Origin of the sequence: Candidatus Propionivibrio aalborgensis (genome assembly GCF_900089945.1) — a bacterium.
GTDB classification, from domain to species: Bacteria; Pseudomonadota; Gammaproteobacteria; order Burkholderiales; family Rhodocyclaceae; genus Propionivibrio; species Propionivibrio aalborgensis.
In genome coordinates this window covers 1-17,757 of record NZ_FLQY01000106.1, presented here as the reverse complement: position 1 = coordinate 17,757, position 17,757 = coordinate 1, and the positions used below count along the sequence as shown (strand labels likewise).

14 protein-coding genes are annotated in these 17,757 nt (G+C 58.1%); 3 read left to right on the top strand and 11 right to left on the bottom strand.

The window, feature by feature from the left end; all coding sequences use genetic code 11:
• From PROAA_RS06635 to PROAA_RS06605, 7 genes are all read right to left on the bottom strand, one after another.
• A partial coding sequence (locus PROAA_RS06635) for an MFS transporter (RefSeq protein WP_186410586.1) occupies positions 1-800 on the bottom strand: 800 nt, incomplete at its 3' end.
• A gap of 73 nt (positions 801-873) precedes the next feature.
• Positions 874-1,677 (bottom strand): ABC transporter permease, encoded by an 804-nt coding sequence (locus PROAA_RS06630; RefSeq protein WP_186410585.1) that lies wholly within the window; start codon positions 1,675-1,677, stop codon positions 874-876.
• 2 nt (positions 1,678-1,679) lie between these two features.
• Positions 1,680-2,606, bottom strand: coding sequence for an ATP-binding cassette domain-containing protein (locus PROAA_RS06625; protein WP_186410584.1), 927 nt, complete (start codon positions 2,604-2,606; stop codon positions 1,680-1,682).
• On the bottom strand, positions 2,594-3,232 hold the full coding sequence (locus PROAA_RS06620; RefSeq protein ID WP_186410583.1) for an alpha/beta hydrolase: 639 nt from the start codon (positions 3,230-3,232) through the stop codon (positions 2,594-2,596). The genes PROAA_RS06625 and PROAA_RS06620 overlap by 13 nt, the downstream gene beginning before the upstream one ends.
• Positions 3,233-3,249: 17 nt before the next feature.
• Complete coding sequence (locus PROAA_RS06615) at positions 3,250-3,558, bottom strand: (2Fe-2S) ferredoxin domain-containing protein (RefSeq protein ID WP_186410582.1); 309 nt, start codon at positions 3,556-3,558, stop codon at positions 3,250-3,252.
• 47 nt (positions 3,559-3,605) lie between these two features.
• Positions 3,606-4,748, bottom strand: coding sequence for a VanZ family protein (locus PROAA_RS06610; RefSeq protein ID WP_245664192.1), 1,143 nt, complete (start codon positions 4,746-4,748; stop codon positions 3,606-3,608).
• 82 nt (positions 4,749-4,830) lie between these two features.
• Complete coding sequence (locus PROAA_RS06605; protein WP_186410581.1) at positions 4,831-6,291, bottom strand: high affinity choline transporter 1; 1,461 nt, start codon at positions 6,289-6,291, stop codon at positions 4,831-4,833.
• A gap of 508 nt (positions 6,292-6,799) precedes the next feature.
• On the opposite strand from PROAA_RS06605, the gene PROAA_RS06600 reads away from it, so the two are divergent.
• Positions 6,800-7,489, top strand: coding sequence for a transglycosylase SLT domain-containing protein (locus PROAA_RS06600; protein ID WP_186410580.1), 690 nt, complete (start codon positions 6,800-6,802; stop codon positions 7,487-7,489).
• Here PROAA_RS06600 and plsB read toward each other — a convergent pair.
• The 3 genes from plsB to PROAA_RS06585 form a co-directional block, all read right to left on the bottom strand.
• Positions 7,486-9,960, bottom strand: coding sequence for a glycerol-3-phosphate 1-O-acyltransferase PlsB (gene plsB, locus PROAA_RS06595; protein ID WP_186410579.1), 2,475 nt, complete (start codon positions 9,958-9,960; stop codon positions 7,486-7,488). The two genes, PROAA_RS06600 and plsB, sit on opposite strands and share 4 nt — an antisense overlap.
• Before the next feature lie 30 nt (positions 9,961-9,990).
• Entirely contained in the window at positions 9,991-12,048 is a 2,058-nt protein-coding gene (gene fusA, locus PROAA_RS06590; protein WP_186410578.1) for an elongation factor G, read from the bottom strand.
• Between the two features lie 162 nt (positions 12,049-12,210).
• Positions 12,211-14,916 carry a cation-translocating P-type ATPase gene (locus PROAA_RS06585; RefSeq protein ID WP_245664191.1) on the bottom strand — a complete coding sequence of 902 codons (2,706 nt, stop codon included), beginning with the start codon at positions 14,914-14,916 and terminating at the stop codon, positions 12,211-12,213.
• Positions 14,917-15,236: 320 nt separating this feature from the next.
• On the opposite strand from PROAA_RS06585, the gene PROAA_RS06580 reads away from it, so the two are divergent.
• Both PROAA_RS06580 and PROAA_RS06575 read left to right on the top strand, forming a co-directional pair.
• Positions 15,237-15,536 carry a hypothetical protein gene (locus PROAA_RS06580; RefSeq protein ID WP_186410576.1) on the top strand — a complete coding sequence of 100 codons (300 nt, stop codon included), beginning with the start codon at positions 15,237-15,239 and terminating at the stop codon, positions 15,534-15,536.
• A 184-nt stretch (positions 15,537-15,720) separates the two neighbouring features.
• Positions 15,721-16,569 (top strand): amidohydrolase, encoded by an 849-nt coding sequence (locus PROAA_RS06575; RefSeq protein ID WP_222102136.1) that lies wholly within the window; start codon positions 15,721-15,723, stop codon positions 16,567-16,569.
• A gap of 549 nt (positions 16,570-17,118) precedes the next feature.
• Here PROAA_RS06575 and PROAA_RS06570 read toward each other — a convergent pair.
• A partial coding sequence (locus tag PROAA_RS06570) for a PEP-CTERM sorting domain-containing protein (RefSeq protein WP_186410575.1) occupies positions 17,119-17,757 on the bottom strand: 639 nt, incomplete at its 5' end.

Sequence of the window (17,757 nt, the reverse complement as noted above, 5' to 3'; positions counted from 1 at the left end):
AGGGCGTTCCCGCCCGCCGCAACGAGGTAGGTGATCGCAGTCAGCGTGGCGCCGACGCTGGCCGCCTGTTGCGCACTGTTGCCCGAAGCAATCGAGGCTGCAGTAAGGAAAGCCGGTAACCACGCCCACAAACCAAGTAACTCCCAAGCATGGAACGTATAGCCCCAGATCGACAGCATTGCCGCCCGATTTCCGATAACGCGGCTCAATCCCTTGAAAATACTGCGACTGCCCGACCGATAATGCAGCACATTGGGAACATTGCGCAGCGACCAGAATCCGACAAGCAGTCCCAGGACAGGCCCCAGCGACGTGACGACAAACGATCCTCGCCAGCCCGCGAGGGGAATCATGGCACTGGCAATAAACAAGCCGAAAGCGTAGCCGAGAGATGCGGCGGCAAGATAGAAGCCCATGGCTCGTCCTTGCTGTCGGCCCGTCATTTGCTGACTGATGATGGCCAGTCCAGGCGTGTAGGAGCCGCCGGAGCAAAGCCCGGTAAGCCCGTAGAGCAATAGCGCGGAAAGGAAATCGTCGGCGACAAATGCGAACAGAGCGGCACTGATGGCGGCGGCAAAGCTGGCTGCGAGATAGGTTCGACGCGCACCGAAGCGGTCAGTAAGAAAGCCTACCGAAAACAGCGATACCAAGAACCCCGCGTGATGGACGGACTGAATCAATCCCGCTTGCCATGCCGACATTCCCCACTCCTGTCTGACGAGGGGCAACACCGCCGAATAGGCTGTGAACATCGTGGCGAAGGCCGCACGTGCCATACAAAACTGCAGCAGCCATTTCATGGAGCGCAGCGCCTGCTATTTGCATTCGAACGCAAATAAGGGTTAAGCGCTCCGTTCTTCGTTCGGTCGAAGCTCATTTGAGCAATCGCCGGCGCGTCAGCACCGTTGCGATGCCAAAGGCGATCGTGGCGATGGTCAGGAGTGCGGCAATGTGTCCGATCACATTGGCTGGCACTTCCCCTTGCAACAAGGGGCGGGCGAGTTGCACTGCATGCGAAAGCGGAAGCCAGCTGGCGATGGCATGAACTGCCGCCGGTAACCGGTCGGCAGGAAAGAAGACTCCGGAGACAAGTAGCATGGGTGTAATGAAGAGCGTGAAGTAATACATGAAGAAATCGTACGACGGTGCCAGTGCGCAGACGATCAGGCCCAGGGCGGCGAAGGCAAGGCCGGTCAGGAAAACGACTGGAATCACCCACAACGCCAGCAGCGAACTCGTCAACCCCAGCGCTGCGATGACCAGCAGAATGGCCAGTCCGGAGAGCAGGCTCTTGCTTGCTGCCCAGACCAGTTCGCCGGTCAGGACGTGATCGAGCGAGAGCGGGGTATTGAGAATGGCGTCCCAGGTCTTCTGCACATGCATGCGCGAGAAAGCCGAGTAAAGCGCTTCGAAGGTGGCTGCATTCATGGTGCTGGCGACCACCGTCCCCGCGGCTAGAAAGCTGACATAACTGCTGCCGCTGATCTGCGGCAGCAGGCCGCCAAGTCCGTAGCCGAGACCGAGCATGTAAAGCAGCGGGTCGGCGAGGTTGCCGAGAACCGAAGGTATCGCCAGCTTGCGCCAGACGAGAAAGTTTCGCCGCCAAACCGGTAGCCAGCGCAGGCCGGGTCGGGGGAAGGAATAGATCGAGGGTCTTGCGTTGAAAGCGTCTCCCATGCTCAGTCTCTCAGTTCACGCCCGGTGAGCTTGATGAAAACGTCTTCAAGGCTGGCCGCACGGTGTATGTAACGCAAGGTCGGTTCGCCTGCGAGTGCTGCCAGCAGAGGCACCGTATCGCGGCAGTAGAAGAAAGCGGTTTCGCCAGCGATCTCGAGGCGTTCGCCCAACGTGTTCCGGGAACGTGCCCAGGTCGCCGCGGCCTCACCGAATACCTCTACCACCTGCGGTTCGATGTGCGAAGCGATCAGTTCGCGGGGCGCGCCAGCGGTAACCAGATGACCGTTGTCAAGCACCGCCAGACGGTCACAAAGTCGCTCGGCCTCATCCATGAAATGGGTGGTCAGGATCAGGGTCTTTCCGCGTGCGGTGAGTTGCTTCAGACGATCCCAGATCAGGTGGCGTGCTTGTGGATCGAGGCCAGTGGTCGGTTCGTCGAGGAAGACGATGTCCGGGTCGTTAACCAGCGCACGAGCCAGAGTCAGGCGCCGTTTCATACCCCCTGACAGGGTCTGGATGCGGGCGGCTTTCTTCCCTCCGAGTCCGGCGAAATTCAGCAGATCGGGAATACGTTCGCGAATGAGCGCGTCACCGATGCCGAAGTAGCGACCATACACCAGCAGGTTTTCACCGACAGTAAAGTCGGGGTCAAGATTGTCGAGTTGAGGCACAACACCGACACGCTCGCGTGCGGCCCCGGCTTGCTCCGGGATGGCGTAGCCACCGAGGCTTATGCTGCCGGCGTCTGCTGTTGTCAGTCCGAGGCAGCAACGAAGGGTGGTGGTTTTTCCGGCGCCGTTCGGTCCGAGCAGGCCGAAGCAAGTGCCGGGAGGTACGGCGAAGCTGATTCCGGCGACCACTTCATGGCCATCATAGTGCTTGCTCAAGCTGGAGACGCACAGCGCGTCAGCAGCGTTCAGTGACGCCATGCTCGGGTAATGATTTCGCGAATGACATGCAGCCGACGGTGAAAGAAGTGGTCGGCGCCTGGAACAACGATCACGGGCAGATTCATGGCTTCAGCCCAGGCCAATACATTGGCCAGCGGAACGGTCGTGTCTACCGAGCCGTGGATGACGATGGTGTCGTTGGCAACGGGCTTGACGGTGTACTGACGTGCGCCTTCAACATGGCCGGCGGCCGTGCCGACCAGAACCAGCCGTTGGGCCGGGTGATTGGCCTCGATAAGCGCCTGCGCGACACGGGTCTGCACATAGGCGCCAAAGGAAAAGCCGGCCAGGGCGACCGGCAGATCGCCATAACGGCGCTTGGCCTCCGCCAGAATCGTGAGCATGTCCTCACATTCGCCGTTTCCGTTATCGTGCGTTCCGCCACTTCCACCGACGCCGCGAAAATTCGGTCGCAAGGCTACATAGTCCAGATGCGTAAACGTGCGTGCCAGCGTCTGTGTCACCTTGTTGGTATTGGCTCCGCCAAACAGCGGGTGTGGATGACAGATCAGAGCAATGCCACGTGGTGCGCCCGGATTCTCGACAATCAGCTCGATCGCGCCGGCCGGGCCATCGATGAGTACCCTCTCTTCGTTCAACTTCATGAAGGTTCTTCCCCTGGTCAAATCTTCAGACGTTCAACGACGCGTCCCTGGACCAGATGCTCCTGAATGATTTCTTCGATGTCTTCCTTGTCGACGTAGTGGTACCAGATTTCCTCGGGATAGACGACGATGATCGGGCCTTCGTCGCAGCGATCCATGCAGCCGGCCTTGTTGACGCGTATCTTGCCCTTGCCTTTTAGCTTCAATTGGCCGATGCGATCCTTGGCGTAGGTTTGTGCCTCGGTGGCGCCCAGGTTGTTACAGCATGACTCGCCTTCGGCGCGCTGGTTGCAGCAAAAGAAAACGTGATGCTTGTAGTAGCTCATTCTGACAAATGCCTCATTGATGATTGTGCTTCCTGCGATGGCCGATTCTAACCTTGATTCGATTCGATACGTCTTCCGAGCAAGGTCAGATAGGGGAGGGCAAGGAATGGCCAGAAGCTTGCTGTCAGCCGGGTCAATCCGTTGAAATTAAGGAAATGCCCCTGCCTCCAGGTGACCAGCGCAGCAGCCGAGTAGGGATTCGGTGGGGTGACGTTGACCAGTACCGTTCCGGCCATGAGCGCCAGTCCGGCCAGCGCTATTCTTATCGATGCGGGCATCAACATGATGAGCGAAAGAATCACGCCCCCGACAGACAAGCCAAGCGTGGCGCCGGGGGTAAGCCAGGCAAAGGCATTGAGAGGGTTGACCAGAACCGCCGCGGCCAGCGTCCGGATCGAGAGCGCGACAACGAAGAAAACGGCCACCGCCAGGTAGGGTGAGCTTTGGTCGGCAAGCAGGGCGCGGACAGTCAGGCCGATAGCGATCGTGTTGCAGACGATGATGCCGGTCTCCAGTGCAAAGAACGAGTGAGCTGCATAGGGTACGGCCGGGGTGATCTCAAGCATGTGTCGCATATCGCCGGCACCGAAGAGGATTGTTTCCGGCGAGAGTTGCGTCAGCAGCCAAAGGCCGATCAAGACCAGTCCGAAGTCGGAATGGGGAAAAGGTGTCAGCAAATGGCGCTGAAGCAGCGCAATACGGATGAAGAAGCGCCTACCATGCCAGATCGAAAGCAGGGCGCCGATGCCCGTTCCCAACGTATTGCAGGCCAGGTCCAGGTTTGAGGCGACACGTGTTGGCAACCATGTTTGCAGGCTTTCAACGCAAAAACTGAGCAGGGCACCCAGCATCAATGCGGCGACTGCCGGAATCCACCGACCGGGTAAGCGGCGAAGTGTCAGTGCTAGTAGAAAACCCAGCGGCAGATAAGCGAGAGCGTTGATCGCGAGATCGAAACCCGTCCAGTAGCGTGGCCAGGCGGCGTCGAGAAAATAGAATGGCGATATTCCCGGATCGCGCCAACCGGTCAGAGGGTGCAGACTGGCATAAATGATAAGCGCCGCGTAGGACAATGCCAGATAGTGCGGTAGCAGCGTGGGCAATGGCGCCAGTTCTTTGCCGGCGATACTTCCCGCTATCGATTTGGGTGATGAAGGCATCGCGACGACCGTGAGCGTTAGTGGGTTCATTCTAACGCTTCACGATTGACACGCATCGGATTCGTGAATCCGTGGCGGATGCCGAGAAACGGCTGTAGCGACTCCGGGGGGCTTATTGATTTCGCGCGCGTAGTTGTTCCGCGCGCTCATCGCCCTTCACATCGGGCAGACCAATCCACTGTGGCAGTAGGGAGCCGGCGATCATACTGATAATCCCTACACCCAGCCCGATGAGTTGCGGCGGTATTACACTGGCTTCGCCGATCAACAGTTCGAGAAGGAGCCAGGACGACACTCCGCCAATTATCGAAAACAGTGCGCCCTGCGTCGTGCTGCGCCGCCAATAGGCGCCGAAGAAGAGTGGCGCGAAAGCGCCGGAAAGCGTGACCTTGTAAGCGTTCTCGACCATTTTGAAGATGGTGGAGTCAGAGCCGAGTGCAAAGGCGAGCACAATGCAGGCAAAGCAAACAATGGTAATGCGCAGCATGCGCAGAAAAGAATGATCCGTGATATCAGGGAAATAGTTGCGCAGGATGTTTTCCGAGAAAGCAACCGATGGCGCGAGTAGCGTTGCCGACGAGGTACTCATGATGGCCGAAAGGACCGCGCCGTAGAAAATGGCCTGGGCGAAGATCGGCGTGTGCTGCAAGATGAGCGTCGGCAGTACCATTTGGGCATCGGACTGAGCCAGAGCGTTGTATTTTGCAGGATCGATCAGGTTGGCGGAATAGCCGATGAACATCGGCAGGAAAGCAAAACAGAAATAGAGCGCGCCCCCGAGGATGGAGCCGTAGATCGCAACCTTGGCGCTCTTTGCCGAAGTGACCCGCTGGAAGACATCCTGCTGTGGTATCGAGCCCAAGGCCATGGTTATCCAGGCGCCAAGGAAGGTCAGCCATTGGACGGTATCGGCCTCGGGAAAAAAATCGAGTTTGCCGGCGTCCGAGGCATGGCTGATCACGACGGCAACACCTCCGGTGAGCCCCGCGAAGATACTGGCGATGTAAAGCAGTCCGCCCATGATCATGACCATCTGCACGAAATCAAGAATAGCCACCGAGAGCATGCCGCCGAACGTGGTGTAGATCAGCACGATCAGTGCGCCGAGCACCATTCCACTGGTTTGCGAGATGGTGCCGGTCGTGACGACGTTGAAGACCAGGCCGAGCGCCTTGATCTGCGCCGAGACCCAGCCTAGGTACGAGGCGATGATGCAAAGCGTTGTGAGTACCTCGACCGTCCGGTTGAAACGCATACGGAAGAAGTCGCCCAGCGTCAGCACATTGAGCTTGTAAAGCTTGCTGCCGAAGAAGACGCCGGCGATGATCAGGCACAGGCTGGCGCCAAAGGGGTCAGCGACCACGCCGCGCAGGCCTTCCTGCACGAAGGTGGCGGAAACGCCGAATATCGTTTCCGAACCGAACCAGGTGGCAAAAATCGTGGCCATGACGACGGGCAAAGGCAACGACCGGCCGGCGACGACAAAATCCGTCGTGTTTCGTACCCGCATCGCAACGTAGATGCCGATGGCAAGGGAGACAATAAGGTAAATGGCAACAGACCATATCAGCATATCAGTCGCAAGCCTTTGCTCAGTGCTTTGAAAACAGGCGCATTTTATACGACACCTGTGGGTTTGTGAAAAGGCGGGTTCGAACCCGCTGGCCAGGGTGGGTCCCATATAGGATTTCAGGCTCGCGGGATGATCTTGCCGCGCCTGACGAAGCCCGCGAATACGGTCCTGAAAACACGCTCAAACGCTTGTAAATCGCTGCTCCAGGGCGGTGAATACGGGATTGGTTGTCGATTCCGGATTCGTGAGCTGTCTATTTATGGTGTCTATTTATGGTTGACAAGCATTTACCTAAATGATACATTCCGCCCGCTGCACGAAACGCCAAGCGCGTGATTTGTGCCAGCTGGACACTTCTCCCCCTGCAACCTTGACGCAGGGTTTCCATCTCATAGAAGTGCCCACCTTGCGGTAAACACCACCGCATTCACGGGACTTACACCCCCCTAGAACCGTTTGTCGCCCGGCCTGTTTGCTTACGCGACGACAACAGTGAAGGAGAGTGAGCATGTCTGCAACGATTACGCTCAAACAATCGATGGCACGCAGTAGCGATGTCGTCCTGAAAATAGTTCAATACAGTCTGATGATTGCCGGCCTCTTTCTCGTCCTTGGCTTTTTCGGCAATTTTTCCAAAAGCACCCTGTCGGCTGGGCTCCTCAAAGCCGACCCGTCCGAATTGTCCGCTGCGGATGAAACCTCGGAAGTGGTTGCAGAATCCGAAGCTGCGGCGCCCGCTCTGTCGCCAGGCATGCAAGGCGCGCTGGATTATGTGACACGCCGCTATCGTGTCTCCCAGGAAGCGCTGGAGCCGGTTTTTGAAGTGGCGCAAATGATCGGAAAGGAGCGGCGCATCGATCCGCTGCTGATCGTGGCGATGATCGGCATTGAATCGGGTTTCAACCCGTTTGCCGAAAGCCCGATGGGTGCGCAGGGCCTGATGCAGGTTATTCCGCGCTTTCATATGGACAAGGTGCCGGATGGCGCGGGCGACAAACCCTTTCTCGATCCGGAGACCAATATCAGGGTCGGCGTACACGTTCTTCAGGAGGCCATTCGCCGTCGCGGTGGGTTGGTTGCCGGTCTTCAGTACTATGCCGGATCCTCGGATCCTGAAGGCAGCTATGCAAGCAAGGTCTTGGCCGAGCAGGAGCGCCTCAAGAATGCGGTGCGCCGTTCTTCCCGTTCCAACGCCTAGCGCAGCACCTCCGGGTCCGCGCAGGCCATACCCTCAATTACCTGTCGCGTTTCGGGTGGGATAAACGGCATGGCGTGCGCCAGCAGCGTGGCGATGTGCCGGTCAGGAAGCAAATGCCCGGCTTCATCCTCACGCAGAAGGTTCGCATCGACAAGTTGGTCGATGAGTGTGGAGAAGCCAGTCTTGTTGGAATACTCTGGCGCGTTGGTCTCGTAGCGCAGTATCAAACGCCGAGCCAGCCGATGGCAGTCGTTTTCCAGAGAGCGACGTGTCCGGCGACCTGATCCGCCCTGTTGCAGCAATGACAGCGTGAGGAAGTTGCAGTCGAGTAGCGGTCGAATTGTTTCGCCGATTGCACGCAACTCGGCGCACTCCCGAGTGCCTTGATCCGGGGCTGCGAGTTGACCTGCTTCATCGCGGAGTAGCAGGCTCCGTTTGAGCAGTACGCCAATGACGGTTTCGGTGGCTGCCGGAATTTCATCTATCGTCCAGCGCAAGAAAAGTTCCTTTTCCAGCAGGCCGTAGATACCGGTAACGGCGTCGATGATCTGTTGCATGCCTAGAGACTTGCTGTGGCTCATCAGGCAGGCGATCAGTGCTGGCAAGGTAAACAGATGCAGCACGTTGTTGCTAAAGTAAGCGAGCAGCGGAGACTCGTCTTCCACCAGACGAATGAGATCGCCCTGCGGGTGCGAAATGCGCTCGACAATTCCAAGCCGTTCGACATAGGCCACAATCTGCTCGGCATCAAGAGTGCATGGAACGGTAGCCCGAGAATAAGGCGCATCGGCGATTAGCGACTGGAAATGCTCCAGAAGCCGCCCCAGTGATTGCTCATCGGTAGGCAGCACTGGCGTCGGCAACAGCACCAGAGCGATCAGGTTGACCGGATTGATCACTGCCGCTTCGTTCATGCGCCTGGCCAGTTCGGTGGCAGTGATATGAGTTGCCTCGCGCGCCCAGTCGTCGGAGTCAGTCGCCGTTTCGTTTGACCAGCCGGGGCGATAGGCGTCCAGAAAGTCGGCCAGCGCCAGCGGTTCGCCGAAGTTCACATACGCTTTGCCGAATATTCGCTTGATTCGGCGCAGGCTTTTGAGCAGCGACCACAGTGACTCGCTTTGCTTCGGCTTGCCGGCCATTTCACGAAGGTAGGATTGACCTTCAACGAGTTTCTCGTAGCCGATATAGACCGGCACGAAAACGAGCGGTCGTGAATGCTCCCGGATGAAACTGCGAATCGTCATTCCCAGGATGCCGGCCCTGGGCGTCAACATTCTTCCATTGCGACTTCGCCCCCCTTCGATGAAGTACTCGATCGGAAAGCCGCGGGTCAGCATCAGATGCAGATATTCATGGAAAACTGCCGCATAGAGGGGTTCGCCTCTGAAGCTGCGGCGCATGAAGAAAGCGCCTGCCCGGCGGAGCAATGGACCGATGAGGGGAATGTTCAGATTGGCGCCGGCGGCGATGTGAGGCGGGGCCAGTCCTTGTCGGTGCAGAAAGTACGAAAGCAGCAGATAGTCGATATGGCTGCGATGCGTCGGTATGTAGACAATGCCGTGGTTGGGCGCAATCCGCGCAACGACATCGGTATTGTGCAACTCGATGCCGTCATAAAGCCGTTTCCAAAACCACGCAAGCGACAACTCGAGGGCACGCAACACGCCATACGAGTAATCCGAGGCGATTTCCAGCGCGAAATCGCGTGCCCTCAGTTGGGCTTCATCAAGTGGAATATGTTTTTCCGCTGCCTCGGCGGCAATTGCCGAGCGTACTGGCGCGGAGTCGAGAAGGGTTCCCACTTGCGTATGGCGGTGCGAAAGGTCTGGCCCGATGGCCATCAGTCGCTGGCGGCGGAAGTGCTCACGCAGCACGCGGGACAACTTGTGGAGGGCCTGTGTTTCGTCGAGGCCATCGCGGAACAGGGCGTGCAGGGAAAGCGGTGCGTTGAAGCGGACCAGTACGTTCCGGCCATGCAACAGTATGGTCACCAGACGGCGCAGATAGCCCGGTTGTTGCCAGGCCTCGGCAAACAGTGCTTTTAGGATCGACTCCTGTTTGCCTGGGTTGCGCCCCCAAAGGATGACGACCGGGACGACCTGGACATCGAACCCGGTGTCTGCCAACGTTTCGTTCACGACAGCAGTCATCAGCGGTGAATGCGCATATGGCTCACCCGACTCGGCGCTGTGTATCTGTTTTCGGTTCAAAAAGAAGACGGAACGCGGGAAGTCGTCGCTGCCCAGCCTGAAGGGCGCCTCGGCCGATGGCAGGCCGGCAAGTCGTGATTCCCGGAAGAGAACCAGCAGGTTTGATAAATGGGGATGCTGCAATACATAGCAAACCGGCTTTGACGGATCAAGGCCAAGCTTCTCCGGGCGCTCCGGGAGCACGGTGGTCCGTACCCAGAAATACAGTACCCGGCGGGCCAGATGAATGGCCCAGCCGGGGACGCCGAAAAAGGGCGTCATGACGCCTAGCCTGGCGAATTCACGATCCGCTCAATCATCCTCAAGGCCAACCGACTTGCGTTGCGACGCCAACTGCTGCTGGGTTCCTGCGGGCACCGGAGCGTAGTGCGAGAAGCTGATGCTGTAGGACCCTTGTCCACCCGTCAGCGACTTGAGGCGTCCCTGGTAGTCATCGAGTTCTGCGAGCGGAACCTTGCCGCTGATCGATATGGTGCCCACGCCACGCGGCTGTGTTCCGGTAACCTGCCCGCGCTTGCTTGAAAGATCGCCGGTCAGGTCGCCGATGGCTGCCTCCGGAGCCAGCACTTCGATGTCAACCACGGGTTCAAGAATGATTGGCGAAGAGGAGCGGATCGCGTCAATGGTGGCTTTCCGGCCGGCAGAAAAAAAGGCGATATCCTTGCTGTCGACAGAGTGCGACTTGCCGTCATGCACGATGACGCGCAGATCGTGTACCGGGAAGCCGCCGACGACGCCGTCTTCCAAAGCTTGCCTCACACCCTTTTCAACCGCAGCCATGAATACGCCGGGGATGGTTCCTCCCTTGACGATATCGACGAACTCGAAGCCGGCCCCGCGTTCCAGGGGCTCGACGCGCAACATGACCTCACCGAACTGGCCGGCTCCGCCGCTTTGCTTCTTGTGACGGCAGTGGCCTTCGGCTTTTGCCGTAATCGTTTCGCGGTAGGCGATCTGTGGCGGCCGGGTGTTGAGTTCGATCTTGTACTGCTGCGCCATGCGCGCCAATTTGGCGCGCAAGTGCATGTCTCCGAGGCCGCGAATGACGGTCTCATTGGTCGTCGGGTGGCGTTCGACCTTGAAGCAGGGGTCTTCAATTTCGAGCTTGTGCAGTACGTCGAACAGACGTTGTTCATCCGCTTTGCGTTGCGTTTCGACGGCCAGCCCCTGCATCGGCTGCGGGAACTCCAGGGGCTTCAGATGAATATGATCTTCATCATGAGAATCATGAAGCACGCAGTCGAACTCGATTTCGTCGATCTTGGCGATGGCGCCGATGTCGCCGGGGACCAGCGCCTCGACTTCGATATTCTCCTTGCCTTGCAGACGATACAGGTGGCCGACCTTGAACGGCCTTTTCGTGTCGCCGACAAACAGCTGCGAGTCCTTCCTGATCGTGCCCTGATGCACGCGGAAGACGCCAAGCTTGCCGATGAAAGGATCGCTGACGACCTTGAACACATGCGCCAGTACGTGCTGGTTCGCATCGGGTTCGGCGTGAAACGGAACGCTGTCCGGGTCACCCGGCTCGCCCTTGTAGAACGGGGGAGGATTGCCTTCGGTCGGATTGGGGGCCAGCCTGGCCAGCACATCGAGCAATTGCGGAATGCCGGCACCGGTTCGCGCTGAAACGAAGAGAATCGGTATCAGGTGCCCTTCGCGCAGCGCTTTCTCGAACGGGGCGTGCAATTCGTCAATGCTCGGATCGGTTCCTTCGTCGAGATAGCGCGCAAGAAGGTCTTCATCTTCCTCGACGATCTGGTCGATCAGCGCGCGGTGGGCGTTGGCGACCGACTCAAAATCGCTGTCGCCGCTGTCGTGACCGAGTAATTCGACGACATCCTGGGCGTGATGCGCCGGTAAATCGAGCAGCATGCATTCGCGGCCGAAACGTTCGCGGATTTCGCCCACCAGCCTGGGCAGATCGACGTTGTCCGCGTCGATCTTGTTGATGACGATCATTCGGCAGAGGTTACGGCCTGCGGCCAGACGCATCATGCGCTCGGTCGATAGCTCGATTCCGGTCTGCGCGTTGATCACGATCAATGCCGTGTCAACGGCGGCTAGAGCGCCAATGGCCTGCCCGGCAAAGTCCGGGTAACCCGGCGTATCGATCATGTGCACCTGGGTGTTCAACCAGTCGAGGGTGAACATTGCGGAATTCAGCGAGTGTCCGAGTTCCTTTTCCTGAGCATCAAAATCGCAAACGGTATTGCCCCGTTCAACCGATCCGTGGCTGGAGATTGCGCCGGCCGTGGCGAGCAAAGTCTCGGCCAGTGTCGTCTTGCCGGTTGCGCCATGACCGACGAGAGCAACGGTGCGAATGTTGACGGTGGTGTTGTGCCCCATGTTATCTCCTGAAGATGATTTGCAAATAGTTGAGGCGAGGGTAGGCCCACGCTCATCGCGGCACAGATGCTCCCTCGATTTCTTGTCAGAACCCGCCCATTCTACCTCGTGTGGCTGTATTCCAAAGCAGCTGCAGCGGCATGTATAGGCTCTTGTCGTGAGTTACTGCCTTGGGCTCTCTGCGCATACGCGAAGTACGAATTTCCGCAGCTCTTCGAGCACCCAGAAGCCCAGCGCGAGCAGGAATATGACAGGCCATACGGCCGGAGGAAAGGCGAGAGTGCCAAAAATCCGGTTACCCAGTGGCGTATAGACAATCAGCAGAATCAGCGACAGTTCAACGCCAAGTCCGAGCAGCAACAGATGATTCTGCCGCAGTGAGAAACTTAGCGCCGACAGCCTGGGGTGTCGACACATGAAGACATTGACCATTTGGGCGATGACGATGGCCGCCAGGCAGGCCGTGGTGGCCTGCAAGTACTGCGGGTCTGTTTTCCCCAGAGTTTGACCGTAATGCCAACCGCCCAGATACAGCACGAAAAAATAGGCGGACATCGCGATGCCCGCTTGCAGCGCCCCCAGCCACAAGTACGACCGGGCGACCAGCGACCAGGAAAGCAAGCGTTGATCTCGTGGCCGCGGCGGTTCCCTCATCAGCGCGGGGTCAGGGCGTTCGGCGCCCAGCGCAAGAGCCGGTAGCATGTCTGTGCCAAGATCAACTGCCAGAATCTGGATGACGGTCAGCGGCAGCGGAATCTTGAAGAGCACAAAGGCGAGGTAAGGAACGATCTCCGGGATGTTCGAGGTCAGGATGTAGGTCAGAAACTTGCGAATGTTCTCGAAAACGGCGCGGCCCTCCTCGATGGCATTGACAATGCTCGCAAAGTTGTCGTCGAGCAGGATCATGTCGGCGGCTTCCTTCGCGACATCGGTTCCGCAGACGCCCATTGCAATGCCGATATGTGCCGTCTTCAATGCCGGAGCGTCATTCACGCCGTCACCGGTGACGGCCACGATTTCTCCCTTGTTCTTCAGCGCCTGAACGACCAGCATCTTTTGTTCCGCGGTGACCCGGGTGAACAGGGCTTCGGGGTTGTCCAGCGCAATCTGCAACTGTGCCGTCGTCATCTTGCGCAATGATTCGCCCGCGACGATCAGCGGCCGGTCGCCGGTGACCAGACCGATTTCGCGCGCAATGGCCAGCGCCGTATGCGGATGGTCTCCGGTCACCATGATCACCTTGATGCCGGCGGATTGACAACGTGCTATGGCTTCGGGCACCTCGGGGCGGGGCGGATCGTGCAGCCCGATCAGCCCGGAGAAGATCAATTCCCGTTCAGCCGGACTTTCCTGTTCCTGCAACGGGCGATACGCGAAGGCCAGCACGCGCAGTCCCTGGTCGGCCATTCTTTCCTGCGCTTCACCAATGTGCTGGCGGGAGGTCTCGTCAAGCGCGGTACTGCCGTCCTGTCCGGTTCGCGTACACAGCGGCAAAACTGCTTCCGGCGCACCCTTGCAGTACAGCCAGTGTTGCCCCTCGTGCTCAACCACGACCGACATACGGCGCCGCTGGCTGTCAAACGGGATCTCGCTCAACAGTGGCGCTTCGCCGAAATCCTGGACCTTCCTGGCGAAAGACAGCAGGGCGACTTCCATGGGATCGCCCAGCCAGCTAGCCATTCCGTTCCGAAGGCCCTGTTTCAGGTTGTGACAGTACTGGGCATTGCGCAACAATGACGCGGCAGCGCCGCCGAGATGGTGTTCGTTCGCATTGCACAATGTGTTCTCAAAGAAGACTTGCTGCACCGTCATGCGGTTCTGGGTCAGCGTCCCGGTCTTGTCGCTGCAGATTACCGTCGTTGAACCGAGGGTTTCAACGGCCGGCAGGTGCCGGATCAGGGCATTCCTTTTCGCCATGCGCTGCGTGGCCATGGCCAGCGACAAGGTTACCGTCGGCAATAATCCTTCCGGGACATTCGCGACGATGATGCCGATGGCGAACATCAGATTTGTCCAGAACGGCAGGCCGATCAGCGTTCCGACGAGAAAGAATATCAGCCCAAGCCCCGTGGCAAACACAGCGACCAGTTTTGAAAGGCGGGCGATTTCAAGTTGCAGGTGCGAGACCGATTTGCCGGCGGTCTGCGTCAGGTGGGCAATCTTGCCGAATTCGGTTCGCATGCCGGTGGCAAAGACGATGGCCCGGCCCTGACCGGAAACCAGCGCAGTGCCGGCGAGTAGCAGATTGCTGGCATCAGATGCCGCCGCGCCGATAGCCGCCTCGCCATCGGCGGTGCGTGCCTTGGGCAGCGATTCGCCGGTAATGGTGGCGGTATTCACCCGTATTCCGGACGCCTCGATCAATCGACAGTCGGCCGGTACGTTGTCGCCCTCTTCAAGCAGCACGATGTCGCCGGGGACAAGCAATTCGGCAGCCAACGTCAGCAGCTCGCCATCCCGTATGACTTTGACCTGACTTGGCAAAAGGTTGCGCAAGGCTGAGATGGCCCGTTCGGCACGATATTCCTGCCAGTACGAGAACGCGCCATTGATCAGGATCACCGCAAGAATCGCCAGGCCGAGCTGCCACATACCCTCGCCCGGGCTGCGCGTTTCGGCAAAAATCGCTAGCGCGGCCGCGACCCACAGAATCACTGCAAAGAAGTGGGTGAACTCCCGGAGCAGGCGCCGCCATTGCGGATCGCTCTTGACTTCCTCGATCCGGTTGTGGCCGTATTCCCGCAAACGTTTCTCCGCCTCGATCGGGCTCAAGCCGTCAACGGACGTGCGAAGGCTGTTCAGGGCAGCCGGAATGCTGAGGTGTGCGATGTGCATGGCGTTGTTGGATGTCTGGAATTGTCCGGACAAGACACGGCGGATTTCAGAGCCTCATTATCCGATTCGCCACACGATATGCAAATATAATCGACTGGTGCGGCGAATAGGAGTACAACCCCGCAAATGAAGTGGCTTTTTCCGGCATTTTGCTCTCCTTACTGACCCATCGTCCGAACGGCGATGCCGAGTGCGGACACAAGGGCAAGTTCGGAGATACCACTTCACTGCAGTGTGGCGTAGATTGATTTGATCGTCAGTAAAATAGCCTTAGCGTTGCCCGAGCCAACGCGGGCATCTTTGCGGCGATTCATTGGATTGATATTTTGGTTCATCCACGGGAGGTAAGTGAAATGAGGAAAAGCCTTATCGCATCTGCAGCGTTGGTTGCTGTTTTTTCCGCAGCATCCGTCTCGGCCGACGAGCAAAAATTCGAGTTGAAACCGTCCGCCGGGATGAATGAAGTCCTGACCGAGAACGTGGGCAAGCGAGTAACTCTCCGTCTGGGTTCTGGCGACGAGATCGAAGGGACTGTCACTCAGGTCGGCAAGACCCTGGTGCATGTTTCCAGAATATCGGGGAAAGAGTATTACGACGCTGTGATCAGCATCGACAAGGTCAGCGCTGTCAGGATGCGAGTGCGCGAGAAATAGCGTCGCTTGCATCAGCCACTATGTTTCCAGCGGTACGGTGTCACTGGAAGCTACCGCGTTCATGCTTCCTATTCCTCGCAGTGAGGCGCACACTGGTGCTGCCGTCTCACCAACGCCGACTCTCTGCCCTGACGCTTGACCGCCAATCAACCAAGAGCCTTGCCAATACCGGCTGGAGATCATCATGAACCGGATTCGTCGTTTGTGTTTCTTGTTCGTTTGTTCGGCATTGGGAATCATGGCCCCGGCGCACGGCGCCGGCGCCGACACTGCGCAGGCCGTGCTCCCCGTTTTTGACGCACATCTGCACTACAACTGGGAACCGGCGCCGCATATGCCGCTGGACACGGTGCTGTCCCTGTTCCGAGAACACAAGGTCACCGGTATCCTCGCCACCAGCCGACCCAATGATGGCACGCGCGCGCTCTACGAGGCACGGCCGAAAGATATCTGGGTGGTACCCTTCATCCGTCCTTACCGTGTGCGCCCCGACATTCAGACATGGATGAACGATCCGCAGACCGAAGAACTGATTGCCACCGAGTTCAAACGCGGCTATTACCGGGGCATCGGCGAGTTTCACCTGACAGGCAGCGCCGCCGAAGCGTCACAGGTCAAGAACACCGTCGAGTTCGCGGTGAAGCACAATCTCTATCTGCATGCTCACGCCGACGACGAAGCGCTGGAGATACTCTACCGGCACAGTCCGAAGGCACGAATCATCTGGGCGCACACCGGTTTTTCCACCGAGCCGGCGAAGGTCGAAGCCTATCTGCAGCGCTATCCCGGACTGTGGTGCGAACTGTCCTACCGCTATGGCATCACGGAAGGCGGCAAACTCACGACCGAATGGCGGCGCCTGTTTGAAAAGTACCCGGAGCGCTTTCTGATCGGCTCCGACACATGGGTCAACGAACGCTGGGACAACTACGGCAACATCATGGCTACGTACAGGGGATGGCTGGCGCAGCTGCCCGCCGAGGTGGCGGAGAAGATCGCCTTCCGCAACGGCGAACAACTCTTCGGACGATAGGCGGTTTCTCTCCGAACATGAGGATAATGACGCTGCCTTCGACGAAAAACACCACTCCCGATTGCGGTCCCTGTAAGTGCGTTATCCGAATTGACCTCTTTCATGCCTCAAAAAAAGCCCATCCCGTCGGTTCGCCGGGGCTTCGCGGCATAGCCGTGCAGCCCCGGTGGCATCGATCGGGAACGCTTGGTGTTGCAACCCCGCTACTATTGCTCGGAGTAAGGAGTGTCAGTTGGCAAGAACGGAATGCGGCCACTGGCCAAAAATGAGATGGGAATAGAAATGATTGGCACCAGCGGCCGTAGCTTGATCGAAACCATCGGGAAGCGGCCTGCCACAATAACTATCGTTTAGGGACATCATCAGCAACGGCTGGCAATAAAGTACCCTACATTATTGCCAGATCAACAACGAGCATCCAACGGGGAAGTCTACTCCAAAGAAGGCGTCGAATTGCGACTCGGGTGCAAGGTAATCAACTGCAATAGCATATAAACGAAGCAAGAACCTCGCACTAAGCCAGAGTATTGTTCGGTGAATCCGCGTCGTTCAACGAACGCGTCGCCTCGTGATCGCTGCACTGACAAAACCGATGACTAACAATGCCATGGTGCCGGGTTCTGGCACGGATTGATAGGTCAAAGAGAGATTGTCCCAGTACACATTGATGCTTCCGCCGGTGACGAGTTCGCCGGTCAGCTTTACGCCCCAGAATATGGCGGCGGCAGGTAGCGCAAGATCTGTGCTGAACATCGTCCAGTGAAAATCATCACCATTTTGATTGTTTTTCAGGTTGCCGATGGACACTTCAGCCAGCACATGGTTAGTCGAATCGTAGGCGAACAAAGACACAGTGCCGAAATCATCGTATTCGTTCGCGAAATGACCACTCAATGACAGCAAGGTAGCATTGGTGGGCAGTACGCCAGTCTGCGACATCATGAACTGGTTGCCCGTATTGCTCGCGCCAACTTCGGAGAAGCTGAAGAACCAATTGCCATCTATCGAGTTGAGTGGTTTGTTGTCCTGAGCCACCTTAACTGCACGTATCGCATTGGCGGCATCAGAATCGTTGATGCCTGACCCATTGGCGGTTGGTATCCATGGGCTGATTTGGCCATTCTCGGCGATTGAGTCCCTAAACTGCTGTAAATCGGGTGGGGGGTAGCCACCGCTTCGATTCGGTAA